Origin of the sequence: Gulosibacter sp. GYB002, assembly GCF_036577665.1 — a bacterium.
Taxonomy (GTDB): domain Bacteria; phylum Actinomycetota; class Actinomycetes; order Actinomycetales; family Microbacteriaceae; genus Gulosibacter; species Gulosibacter hominis.
Genome location: NZ_JARBDD010000013.1, coordinates 77,014 through 88,918 on the forward strand (window position 1 = coordinate 77,014; position 11,905 = coordinate 88,918).

12 protein-coding genes and 1 pseudogene are annotated in these 11,905 nt (G+C 60.2%); 4 read left to right on the plus strand and 9 right to left on the minus strand.

All coding sequences use genetic code 11. The features are described from left to right. Nucleotides 1–122: 122 nt before the first annotated feature. The gene (locus PV375_RS07470) at nucleotides 123–1,115 is read left to right on the plus strand and encodes an acyltransferase family protein (protein WP_332106778.1); all 993 of its coding nucleotides are present in this window, start codon (nucleotides 123–125) and stop codon (nucleotides 1,113–1,115) included. Here PV375_RS07470 and PV375_RS07475 read toward each other — a convergent pair. The 5 genes from PV375_RS07475 to nrdI form a co-directional block, all read right to left on the minus strand. Beyond that, on the minus strand, nucleotides 1,090–1,413 hold the full coding sequence (locus PV375_RS07475; protein WP_332106779.1) for a branched-chain amino acid transporter permease: 324 nt from the start codon (nucleotides 1,411–1,413) through the stop codon (nucleotides 1,090–1,092). The genes PV375_RS07470 and PV375_RS07475 overlap by 26 nt on opposite strands. Continuing rightward, the gene (locus PV375_RS07480) at nucleotides 1,410–2,108 is read right to left on the minus strand and encodes an AzlC family ABC transporter permease (RefSeq protein ID WP_332106780.1); all 699 of its coding nucleotides are present in this window, start codon (nucleotides 2,106–2,108) and stop codon (nucleotides 1,410–1,412) included. The genes PV375_RS07475 and PV375_RS07480 overlap by 4 nt, the downstream gene beginning before the upstream one ends. 140 nt (nucleotides 2,109–2,248) lie before the next feature. After that, a complete protein-coding gene (locus tag PV375_RS07485; RefSeq protein WP_201521035.1) occupies nucleotides 2,249–2,821 on the minus strand; it encodes an NADPH-dependent FMN reductase in 573 nt (190 codons plus the stop codon). A 403-nt stretch (nucleotides 2,822–3,224) separates the two neighbouring features. After that, complete coding sequence (nrdF, locus tag PV375_RS07490) at nucleotides 3,225–4,253, minus strand: class 1b ribonucleoside-diphosphate reductase subunit beta (RefSeq protein ID WP_201521034.1); 1,029 nt, start codon at nucleotides 4,251–4,253, stop codon at nucleotides 3,225–3,227. Continuing rightward, nucleotides 4,250–4,804 (minus strand): class Ib ribonucleoside-diphosphate reductase assembly flavoprotein NrdI, encoded by a 555-nt coding sequence (nrdI, locus tag PV375_RS07495; protein ID WP_201518084.1) that lies wholly within the window; start codon nucleotides 4,802–4,804, stop codon nucleotides 4,250–4,252. Before nrdI ends, nrdF begins: the two co-directional genes overlap by 4 nt. Nucleotides 4,805–5,033: 229 nt before the next feature. On the opposite strand from nrdI, the gene PV375_RS07500 reads away from it, so the two are divergent. The 3 genes and pseudogenes from PV375_RS07500 (at nucleotide 5,034) to PV375_RS07510 (ending at nucleotide 8,707) form a co-directional block, all read left to right on the plus strand. Continuing rightward, entirely contained in the window at nucleotides 5,034–6,911 is a 1,878-nt protein-coding gene (locus PV375_RS07500) for a phosphoenolpyruvate carboxykinase (GTP) (protein WP_332106781.1), read from the plus strand. 260 nt (nucleotides 6,912–7,171) lie between these two features. After that, nucleotides 7,172–8,361 (plus strand): annotated as a pseudogene (locus PV375_RS07505) (IS3 family transposase); the annotation flags it as partial. Nucleotides 8,362–8,401: 40 nt separating this feature from the next. Beyond that, nucleotides 8,402–8,707 carry a DUF4870 domain-containing protein gene (locus PV375_RS07510; RefSeq protein ID WP_332106782.1) on the plus strand — a complete coding sequence of 102 codons (306 nt, stop codon included), beginning with the start codon at nucleotides 8,402–8,404 and terminating at the stop codon, nucleotides 8,705–8,707. A gap of 27 nt (nucleotides 8,708–8,734) precedes the next feature. Here the strand turns inward: PV375_RS07510 and hemW are convergent, their stop codons facing one another. The 4 genes from hemW to dapB are packed head-to-tail and all read right to left on the minus strand — an operon-like array spanning nucleotide 8,735 to nucleotide 11,893. Continuing rightward, nucleotides 8,735–9,943 (minus strand): radical SAM family heme chaperone HemW, encoded by a 1,209-nt coding sequence (hemW, locus tag PV375_RS07515; protein ID WP_332106783.1) that lies wholly within the window; start codon nucleotides 9,941–9,943, stop codon nucleotides 8,735–8,737. Next, complete coding sequence (gene thyX / locus PV375_RS07520) at nucleotides 9,933–10,670, minus strand: FAD-dependent thymidylate synthase (protein WP_201517085.1); 738 nt, start codon at nucleotides 10,668–10,670, stop codon at nucleotides 9,933–9,935. The genes hemW and thyX overlap by 11 nt, the downstream gene beginning before the upstream one ends. A gap of 9 nt (nucleotides 10,671–10,679) precedes the next feature. After that, nucleotides 10,680–11,147, minus strand: a complete 468-nt coding sequence (locus PV375_RS07525; protein WP_332106784.1) for a hypothetical protein — start codon at nucleotides 11,145–11,147, stop codon at nucleotides 10,680–10,682. Next, nucleotides 11,144–11,893 carry a 4-hydroxy-tetrahydrodipicolinate reductase gene (dapB, locus tag PV375_RS07530; protein WP_332106785.1) on the minus strand — a complete coding sequence of 250 codons (750 nt, stop codon included), beginning with the start codon at nucleotides 11,891–11,893 and terminating at the stop codon, nucleotides 11,144–11,146. Before dapB ends, PV375_RS07525 begins: the two co-directional genes overlap by 4 nt. Nucleotides 11,894–11,905: the final 12 nt, after the last annotated feature.

An 11,905-nucleotide genomic window follows, 5' to 3' on the forward strand; every position in this document is an offset into this window, starting at 1 on the left:
CCTGATGAATACCGTTCACGGCACCCCGCATCTCACCACCCGGGCGCACGAGTAACTGCGATACGGTGTGTTTTCAAAACTCACGCAGCAGACCCGGTCGATGAACGTGCTCAGGAGGTGCGATGGCACAATCCAAACCTGCCCGCACCCGACTGTATTGGATGGATGCGCTGCGAGGACTGGCCGTCATCCTGATTGCGTTCAATCACTCGTTCGATTTCCCCCGCCAGTTCGGATTCGATTTCCGATTCGAGGGGCGCCAAATCCTTTTTGGCTCGCTGGAGCCGTACCGGGTGCCGCTATTGATGGTGCTCTCGGGGTTGCTCCTGCTGCCCTCGCTAAAAAAACCGCTCGATACCTATCTATGGGGCAAAGTTTCACGCATCCTGTGGCCCTACCTCGTCTGGGGTGCGCTCACCGCCGTGACAGTGGTCGACCAGGTCGATCTGTTCAATATCAACTACTGGCGTTCGGGACCGCTGCACCTGTGGTATTTGACCGTGCTGCTCGGGGTGTACCTGGTCGCACCACTGGTGCGGTTCATTCCCGCCGCAGTGCTCGCACTCATCGGACCGATCACGCTGCTACTGATTGGCGAAACCGACCAGGACATCCGCTTTTTTCTGTTCTGGAGCTTTTTCTTCTTCACCGGAGTAGCCCTCGCTCCCCATCTGACTCGCCTACAGCAGCTGGGGGTCTGGTTCCCGATCGTGATGGGAACCGCCGCAATCGTCATTGCCTACGCATCCGTGACCCGATTCATCCTGGTGCTCCCCGACTATCCGCTCGGGGTGTTCGCTTCGCTTCCGGGGCTGGCATTTTTGCTGTGGCTGGCACCGCGGCTACCGCGATTGCCCTTCCTCGAACTGGTTGGCCGCCACTCGATCGTGATGTTCTGCGCGCATCCGGTCTCGATGCTGCTTGCGGCACGGGCACTCGCCGTCTGGGAGGTCGCGCTCCCACCAGTTATTACCTGGCTGATCATCGCCCTGTTCACTTTCGGCTTCCCGCTGCTGCTGACCTACGCCTATTGCTATATGTACTGGTTATTCGAACTGCCCGTTCGCATCGACCAGCTGCGCCGGCTATTCACCCGGCCAAAATCAGCAGCGTGACACCATAGGCTCCGATGCCACCAATCAGGCTCAACAGGATATTCCAGCGCCACAGATGCAGCCCGGCGGTGACCACAACCCCAACGGTGGGCGCCACCCAGTCGATGCCGACAAAACTCGTGTCGCGCAGCGAATAAACCACCAGCACCGTCATCACACCGATTGGCAGCAGCAGGCTGAGCTCGCGCACCACGGGCTGTTCGCGCAGCCACTTACCAAACGCGAACGGCAGTGCGCGCAGCGCGAAAGTGATCACTGCCATCACCGCGATAATGGCGATCGAATGCGTCAGGTTCACGAAAGCGACCGCCTCCGCACCAGCACCACCGCGAGCGCAATCACAAGATAAATGAGCATTGAGGCCACCAGCATCCCCTCCCTGGCCACCATCGCGACAATCACTGCGACAACCAGGGCTGCCGCAGCCAAACCAAACTCACGACTGCGTTTGAGTGCCTCGAGGGCCAGCACCACGAACAGCGCCGTCATCGCAAAACCCATAAAGCTGAGATCAAACGGAATCGCGGTGGCCGCGAGCGCGCCAACCATGACGCTGGCAGTCCAATAAAAGTGGGTGGAGATCTGCACCGTCAACATGCGAGTGGGAGTGAGCTCGTCGCGGTTTTTTGAGCCGAGCACCGCATACGACTCATCGGTGAGCGCGTGAATGGAGTAGAGCCGCAGAGGTAGCGGCCGGATGCGTTCGAGCGGCACCGAGAGACCATAAAAGACGTGGCGTGCGTTCACGAAAAACGTGGTCGTGGCAACAGCCGGTAGCGGCGCTCCGGTGAGCAGCATCGACACCGCGAGAAACTCGAGCGAACCGGCGAAGACAAACAGCGCGGTGATCGGCGCCCAATACCAGTCGAGCCCCAGTGCAACGGCGTACATCCCAAACGACAGCCCGAGCGGAAGGAACGCAAACAGCACCGGGAAGCTGTCGACCAGCCCCTGGCGCACGTCTTGCCCCAGGGCCGCGGTCGCTCGTTTCATACCCGCCATTCTCACGCCAATTCGCACCGGGGCCAAACCGGTGGCGGCACCGCGACTGATTGCCGTGGACCACGCAATCCCGCTAGTGATGGGGTCGACGGTTACTCGACCGCAGTTGCCGTTACGGCCAGCGAGCGGGCTTAGCTGCGGCTGTGGTCGGCTACCAAGCTGCTGAAGCGATCAATGTAGTCCTGCAGGAACGCCACAGTCGATTCGCGCACGATCGTGTCACCGCCTTCGAACAGCTCCGGTGATTGTGACAGGAACACCTCTGGCTGCCCCACTGTCGGCATATCGAAGTAGGAGAGCGCTAGGCGCAGATTCTTTTGCGACGAGTAGCCACCCATTCGGCCCACCGAGTGGCTGATGATGCCCACCGGCAATCCCTTCCAGGCCACATCACTATTGGGCTTGGAACCAACATCGACTGCGTTCTTCACACACGCCGGAATCGTGCGGTTGTTCTCGGGTGTCACAAACAGGATGCCGTCAGAGGATTTGATCGTGTTTCGGAAGGCGGTGTATTCGGTGGGGACTGGCTTGTCGGTGACCTCCGGGTCGTCGTAGTCGAAGTCGTAGAGCGGAAGATCTCGAATCTCGACGATGCTGGCCCGGTAGCCCTCGGGGAACAGCGGGATGACGTTCTGCGCAATCTTTCGCGCGAACGAGCCGCGGCGCAGACTGCCGACAATTACGCTGATGTGCTTGGTCATTGAGTTGATTCACTTTCGTAGGTGGTGGGTTCAGTGGCATTGCAGTGGTCATGACACCTGGCCACAGCAGCATCTGTTCGCTGCCGGTTGCCGGACGACTCAGTTGGTGAGGCGGGCTCAGCTTTGAGGCGGTATAAATGGTCGCGCCCCAAACGCTGGCGGCGGACCTGAACGGTGGGACACCTCAATGAAGCGATCGAGTTTGGCTCTGTCCATGGCATCTTCCGCGCGCAACAAGACCCCGAGCAGCGACAAGAGACCGCCAAGCACCGCATCTCGTTTAGCGCTGGTGCACAACAATCGATGGGCCGCAGGCTGGTTACCTTCGCGGATCGCTTCGAACAACGCGATGGTTTCGAGCCACGAGCCACTGTCGGGACGCGGCATAGGTTCGGGAGATGGCTTAGAAGTTCCAGTCGTCATCCGTGGTGTCCTCTCCCTTGCCAATGACGTAGCTCGATCCCGAACCACTGAAGAAGTCGTGATTCTCGTCGCTGCCGGGTGAGAGCGCAGCCAGGATCTCGGGTTTTACCTGCGTTTCTTCGGCGGTGAATCGCTGCGGATAGCCGAGGTTCATGAGGGCTTTGTTGGCGTTGTAGCGCACAAATACCGCGACATCATCCATGAGTCCGAGCGGCTCGTAGAGTTCTCCCGAGTACTGCAGTTCGAGTTCATAGAGCTCTTCGAGCAGTGCAAAGGTGAAGTCGTGCATTTCTGCCTGTTTGGCTTCGCCATAGGTTTCGAGTCCGCGCTGGTATTTGTAGCCCGAGTAATACCCGTGCACTGCTTTGTCGCGCAGGATCAGCCGGATCATATCGGCGGTGTTGGTGAGGGTTGCGTGCACCGAGAAGTGCAGCGGCAAATAGAACCCGGCGTACAGCAGCAGTGATGAGAGCAGCGTCGATGACACCTTCCGCTTCAGCGGATCCGACCCGTAGTAGTGCTGCAGCACCTTTTTGCACCGTTCCTGCAGCAGATCGTTGCCGATTGCCCAGCGATAGGCCGAGTCGATTTCGGGGGTTGAGGTGAGCGTCGAGAACACCGACGAGTACGAGCGGGCATGCACCGACTGCATGAACGCGATGTTGGTGTAGACGGCCTCTTCGTGCTCGGTGCGCGCATCCTGAATCTGGCAGATCTCACCGACGGTGGCCTGCACGGTGTCGAGCATGGTCAGACCCGTAAACACCCGCATGGTGAGGGTGCGTTCCACTTCGCTCATTTGCTGCCAGGCCGGCAGGTCGTTTGAAAGCGGCACCTTCTCGGGGAGCCAGAAGTTGGCGGTGAGCCGATTCCACACTTCGAGATCTTTGTTGTCGGCGATGCGGTTCCAGTTGATGGGGCGCAGCCGCGCGGTGGGGTCATGCCGATAACTCGGCGGAGTGACCGAGAGTTCGGTGACGAGTCGAGGGGATGCAGATGAGTCGGTCATACAGGTTGTCCTTCGGTGATCAATGGTTGGCTGCGTTCGGAAGCTGACGGATCGCGCAAATCGATGGGCTTCGGCTGGATGCGCGCCCAAAACTCGGTGAGTCCCTCGTTGACCCGCTCCACATCCCGGTCGGTGCCGAGCAGTTCGAAGCGATAGAGCTCGGGCACCCGACACTTGGCCGAGATAATGGGGCCAGCGAGGCAGTAGTACTCACCGAAGTTGGTGTTTCCGGCGGTGATGACGCCGCGAATGAGGGCGCGATTGGCGGGGTCGTTGAGAAACTGGATCACCTGCTTGGGCACGGCGCCGCTACGTTCTCCCCCGCCATATGTGGGAACGACCAGTACAAACGGCCGGGTGACCCGAATCATCCCCTCAACTCGGGGGCGCAGCGGAATGCGAACCGCATCTCGATCAAGCCGGTCGACGAACCGCCGGGTGTTTTCGGAAACGCTCGAGAAGTACACCAGGTCGGGTGAGTCGGCTCCTTCCAAGACCCGCACGTCCTGGGTGGTACAAACTGATCGGCGCACACTTGCACCTGTGCTCATTTCACTCCCCCCTCCAACTCGCCACAACATCTAGTGGGCATTCAGGCAATCAGCACAACATCTAGTGTCTGATTGAACAGTACACCCTCAAGTACGACACGCCCATGCTTGAGAGTTCGTGTTGCCGAACATTAGAGTTGGCGCAAATATCAGGGTGGCTGCGAACCGTCCGATTCGCGGTTCCACACGGGCTGTGCGCGGCCCGAAAGTCAACGAGTGAGGTTGTGCGATGAGCGAACCGAACAGGATTCCAATTCCTGACGAAATTTCCAACGAGAGCATCCGAACGTTCGTATCCGAATGGGCCAAGATCACCGAACCCGAGCGCATCGAGCTAGTTTCGGCGGCCGACGATGCCAGGCTCATCAATGAGGCGCTCGCTGCCGGTGAGCTCTTTCCCGCCGGTGACAACCGCTACTATTCGCGGTCACACCCGGGCGACACCGCCCGCTCTGAAGAGCGCACGCTTGTGGCCACCTCCAACCCCGCCGATCGCGGTCGCTACAACAACTGGCAGCCAACAGCGGAAGTGAAGCCGCAGCTCATCGAACGGATGCGCGGCGCATCCCGAGGCAAGACAATGTATGTCGTCCCCTACCTCATGGCACCCACCGGTAGCCCGCTTGCTCCCTATGCCGCCGGTGTCGAACTCACCGACAATCGCGGCGTCGTGCTGCAGATGATCCGCATGGCTCGCGTGGGAATCGACCACTTCGCCACGCTTACCGACCCCGACTTCTTTGTGCGCGGCGTGCAGGTCACCGGCAATCCGGATGCACTCGGCCACGGCACTGCCAATGACCAACGACTGTTCGCCACCATTGCCGACGAGCGCACCATTCTCCACTTTGGCTCGGCTTACGGCGGCAATGCCCTCCTCGGCAAAATCGCGCACGCCCTACGTCAAGCCTCCTACGACGGCCGCAGTTCAGGTCGATTCCTCGCAGAACAGTTCCTGCTGCTCGGCGTTCGCGACCTCGAAACCGGCAAGACCGCACATATCTGCGGCGGGTTCCCCAGCGCCTCCGGCAAAACGAACCTGGCCATGACGCTACCGCCCCAAGCACTCGGAGAGCGATACCGGGTTGACTTCTATGGCGACGATATTGCCTGGATGTGGGTGGATGACGACGGCTGCCTACGCGCAATCAACCCCGAAAACGGCGCCTTTGGCGTGGCCAAGAACACGAACGAAGTCACGAATCCGACCGCAATGGAAGCAATCGCACCGGGTTCGGGAGCCATCTTCACCAACACCGCCTACAACGAACGCACCGGCGAGGTGTGGTGGGAGGGACTCACCCCGCAGCCACCAGCCAACCTCGATGGCTGGCTCGACTGGACCGGCGCATCGATTGCCGAGCGTCAACCAGCAGAGCAATCCGCACCGTGGGCGCATCCGAACAGCCGATTCACGGTGGCACTCGACCGCATCCCCAACCTCGCTGCTGATGCCGCCGACCCCGCCGGTGTGGTGGTGGACGCCATTATCTTCGGTGGCCGCACCCGCGACCGCGAACCACTCATTCGCGCGATCGAAACGGTTGCTGACGGTGTCTACGACGGGCTCACGCTGGGCGCCGAGGCAACATTTGCCGCCGAGGGCCTCGACGGCCAGCTGCGATACGACCCCATGTCGATGCGTCCATTCTTCTCGTACTCCGAAGGCCGCTACGCCCAGCACTGGCTCGACGTGTTGAGTCAGGTGCGACAGCTGCCCGTTTTCGCGCACGTCAACTGGTTCCAGCGCGCCCCTGAAGATGGGCACTACCTGTGGCCCGGCTACCGCGAAAACTTGCGCGCACTCAACTGGCTGATGCAGTACCGAGCGGGAGATGTACACGGACAGCAGACCCCGGTGGGCGTTATCCCAACGGCAGCCGAGCTCGACCTCAGCGGACTCGAGATTCCCGCGGCCGATCTCGAACAGCTGCTGCAGATCGACACCGACCGCTGGATGGAAGAGTGCCAGTACCGGCAAGAACACCTGGCAGAACTGCCCGACCTTCCCGCCGAGATTTGGGATGCGCATCGCAAGCTGCGCGCGGCGCTCGCCGAGCAAGCGTCTGTGGCTGAACCTTCTGCATCTGCCATCACTGGGGAGTGAGCGAGCATAATCGTGGAAACAAAATGACCCCCAGCCGAGGATTACTGTACTGCTCCCCATTAGTTGGACTGAGAAATCAGTTACCGACTAGTGGGGAGTAGTTTTCATTGAGAGCACGAAGTTCGCTGAGTGAATATCAGCGCGAGCAGTTGGTGGAGTGTTTCGAGCAGGGCATGGGGAGCCAAGCTGCTGCGAAGGTGGTTGGGGTTTCGAGAGATGTGACGCGCAAACTCTATCGGCGGTTTCAGCTGCGTGGCAGGCTATGTCTTGTGGAGAAGCCGGCAAAGCAGCAGTACTCGTTCGAGATCAAAAAGGAAGTTGTCCAACGCCACCTGGCCGGCGAGACAAAGATGGATCTTGCGCGTGAGTTTGGCCTGTCGTCAGACCAGCTCGTCGCTAGTTGGTCCTGTAAATGGCGCAAAGGTGGCGATGAGGCATTAAAACCGAAGCCGAAGGGCAGACCCAAAGGCTCGGCCGCCCCGAAGCGGCTTACAGAAGAAGAGAAGCTGCGCCGCCAGATCGCGCGGTTGGAAGCAGAAAACGCTTATTTAAAAAAATTGCGGGACTTGAGGAATCAGGGACGCGCCTAAAAGTCCAGGCGATTGTCATCCTCAAGTCGCACCACCGCTTGGAGTACCTCTTAGCGGCAGCGGGTATCCCACGGTCGACGTTCTTCTACCACCAGAAACGCCTCGGCCAGCCAGATAAGCACGCCGAGCTCAAAGACGCGATCCGGGCAAGTTTTGAACGTAACAAGCATCGCTACGGCTACCGACGAGTGCTACTTGACCTGCGTAACCAGGGGTGGGTGGTCAACCACAAACTCGTCTACAAACTCATGCGTGAGATGGGCCTTCGAGCCAAGATCCGCCAACGTAGACCTTATGTTTCCTACACCGGGACGATCAGCCACATCGCTGACAACAAGCTTGACCGCAAGTTCACCCCGGATCAGCCAAACACCGTCTTTGTCAGCGACGTCACCGAGTTCAGGGTCGCAGGCCGCAAGGTCTATCTGTCACCGGTGATGGACTTGTTTGACCGCTCAATCGTCGCTCACACCGTGGCCACATCACCGTCGACAGCGTTTACCGCTGCCTCTTTGTCCAAGGCAATCGCGGCGTGTGCTCCTGAACCCGGGTGGATGGTGCATACCGACCAAGGAGTTCAGTACCAACATTCCTCGTGGCGCAACCTGATCGGCGACAACGGCGGTGTTCAGTCGATGTCGCGTAAAGCCAACTGCTACGACAACGCGGTCATGGAGAACTTCTTCGGGCATGTGAAGGCCGAGATGTACCACGGTGAAGTCTTCGACACCGTCGCAGAGTTCAACAAAGCGATCGCCGAGTACATCGGGTGGTACAACACCGAACGCATCCAACAACGACTCAAGGGCCTGACTCCGATGCAATATCGGAATCAGACCCTTGAAGCCCTAACCGCCTAGAGTTAAACCAGTCCAACTTTCGGGGGCCAGTTCATCGCTCATGTGGGGCCACCTGCTGAATATCGTCTCGGTTATTGGCCCACTCGTGTACTGGCTCGCAACGCGTGAAAACAGCGAAGCGCACGATCGCGAAGGTAAAGAGGCGCTCAACTGGGGCATCACCGTGGCAATCGCATCAATCGCCTGCAGCGTGCTTTACATCATCCCCTTTATTGGCGGGGTAATCGGCGGCACTCTCTTGGGTGCTGTTGGGCTTGTGAACATTATTTTTGCGATTTACGCAGCCGTCGAGACCAGCAACAAGGGCGGCTACCGCTACCCGTTCACTCTCAACCTCGTGAAATAAGCTCTCGGGTAGGCCGGGCCGTTTCGCCTAGGTGAGCACTCGCGCCACCACATCGGCAAGCAGCCGGCCACGCAGCGTCAGCACGATCCACCCCCGCATCGCCGCTGTCGCATCCACCAGCTCACCAGCGATGAGTTCGGCCACCCGTGAGCGGTCGGGCAGCTCGGCAATCGGCAGCCCCTCGGCCAGTCGCGTGCGCAGCAGCACCCGCTCAAGTTGGCGCGCATCGGCATCGAGCACCTCACGGCCGTGCGCGGGTGAAACACCGGTAGCGAGCCGGTCACCATAGGCGGCGGGATGCTTCACATTCCAAAAGCGCACGCCGGCGACATGGCTGTGGGCACCGGGGCCGAACCCCCACCAGTCGGTGTCGTGCCAGTAGGCCAGATTGTGACGCGAGGGGTGCTCACCGGCAAGCGACCAATTGGAAATCTCGTACCAGCTAAACCCTGCCGCCTGCAGCCGGGTGTCTGCGAGCTCATACATTTCGGCCTGCAGATCGTCATCAACCGGTGGCAGCTCTCCCCTGCGGATTCGCCGCTCGAGCGCCGTACCGGGCTCAACAATCAGCGCATAGGCAGAAATATGGGTCGGCTCCAGGGCGATTGCGGCCTCGAGCGAACGTTCCCAATCGGCAAGCGTTTCGCCTGGAGCGCCATAAATCAGGTCGACCGAGGTTTCGAGCCCAGCAGCTTTTGCGGCGGCAACCACCTCGGGTACCCGCTCGGGTGTGTGGGTGCGATCAAGCGTCGCGAGCACACTCGGAACTGCCGACTGCATCCCAAAACTCACCCGGGTAATACCACCGGCGCGCAGCGCGGCAAGTTTTTCTGCATCCACGGTGTCGGGGTTCGCCTCGACTGTTATTTCCGCATCCGCAACAATGCCGAAGGTGTCGCGCAGCGCGGCCAGCACCGTGACAAGATCATCGGCCGCTAGAAGCGTCGGCGTGCCGCCGCCAAAAAACACCGTTGATAGTGGCTCGCGATGCCCCACGCGGTCGAGCACCGACCGCGCCAGGGCGATTTCACGCAGCACCGAGTCGGCGTAGTTACTGCGACTCACCGAACCGAGTTCATCAGCGGTGTAGGTGTTGAAATCGCAATAGCCGCAGCGCACCCGACAAAACGGAATGTGCAGATACGCGCCAAACTGCCGCCCCGGCGCCACCTCATCAAGCGGTAGCGCACCGTCAGCGGGTACCGGTTCGCCAAGCGGCAGCGCGCTAGGGGGCAACTCGACCGTTCTTATCGAAAGCAGCGGCCGTTGCCGGCATCAGCTCACGCCAGAACGCCTCCATCTTTTCGGCCACCATTTCGATCTCACGCTGCGGGAACGACGGAAACGCTGAGTCTTCACGCTTGGTACGCAGCGAGAGAAAATTCATCAGCGAACGCGCGTTCATCGTGACGTACATGCTCGAATAAATATTCACCGGCAGCACCGAGCGGGCAACCTCGCGAGCAACCCCCGCTGCGAGCATCCGCTGGTACGACTCATAGGCGCGAGTCGACGAGTCGCGAATCTCGTTTTCGACCAGCTCGTGCTGTTCAGGAGTGCCCGGGAAAAACTCATACTTACCGGGACGGCCCTCCTGCACGAGCATGCGTTCGCGGTTCGGTACATAAAACACCGGACGCAGCTGCCGGTAGCGGCCCGATTCTTCGTTATAGCTGGCCATCCGGTGCCGCTGAAATTCGCGGAACACAAAAATCGGCGCCGATACGTAAAACGTCATTGAGTTGTGTTCAAACGGAGTGCCGTGACGGTCGCGCATCAAAAAATTGATGAGCCCCAGGTCACGCTTGGCGAGTTCTGTCGATTCGGATGCCGCAGCATCGGTCTCGAGGGTCTGCTCACCAACCGTCGAAACACGCGCCGAATAGAGCACATCGGTGTCACTCGCCTGGGCACGCACCAGTTCGACAGTTACATCATCACGGAATTCAATCGCGTCACTCACGCCGACAGCCTACCCTGCCTGGTTGCGCTCGGCACGCTCGAGACCGATCGCCTGCCGCATCGCGGCGCGGGCACGGTTCGTGTCGCCGGCGGCACGGTAGGCGAGCGAAAGACGCGCCCAGGCGGCCCACGATTCGGGGGCAGCCTCTACCTCGGTTTTCCAGCGCTCAAAATCGACATCGGCGGCTTCGCGAACCACGCGTCCACTGGGGCGCTTCGGGAGGTTATCTTCGGGCAGCGCATCCGCTTCGGCCAGCTGCTGCAACAGGTGATTTCCCTGCATCGCAAAGATCAGGTCACGCACCACGAGCACCGCACCGAACAGCGGAAAAACGATCAGCGCCGCACCCATGAGGATCGCGATGAGATCGCCCGATGTCATCAGGCCCCAAGCAATTCCGACAACAACGACCAGATAGATGACCGTGAGTAGCGTGACAAATAGCACGCCCCACATCGCAGGTGGCCACCGCTTCATCGGGCGCCACTCCCCCGTGCATCGCTGTCATCCAGCCCCAGCAGCTGCTCAAGCCCGACGGTAACGCCTCGAGCCGTCACCGCGGCCCGCAATGCCAGCAGGATGCCGTGGGCATACGCCTTGGACGAAAGGGTTTCGTGGCGAATTTCGAGAGTCTCGCCCACGCCGCCAAAAATCACGCGCTGATCGGCGACCACACCCTGCAGCCGCAGCGAGTGAATCGGCACTCCGGCAACCGCTTCACCGCGGGCCCGCTGCTCAGCAAACGGCGGCTCTAGCGGTGCCTGCCGCGCAGCCGCAATGGCCTCGGCGGTGCGCACCGCGGTGCCCGAGGGAGAATCAATTTTGCCGTCGTGATGCGACTCAATAATTTCCACCGACTCGAATAGCTTCGCCGCCATGGTCGCGAGCTTGGTGCCGAGCACCGACCCAATCGAAAAGTTCGGGACGACGATAACGCCGCGATCTTCGGGAAGCGTCGATTCGAGTTCGGCAATGCGGCCGCTATTCCAGCCGCTTGTGCCGATAACGACATTGCGGCCGTGTTGCACGGCAAAATCAACCACTCGGCGAGAGACCTCGTAGTTTGTGACATCGATCACCACATCGGCACCGAGCATCTCATCGAGTTCACTCGAGCTGTCGAGCTGCGAGTGCAGCGTAAACTCATCCGACTGTGCAACAAGGTCGCTGATCAGTCGCCCCATTCGCCCAGTGGCACCGGTAATGGCAATTGAAATCGTCATGGCTCCAGCCTA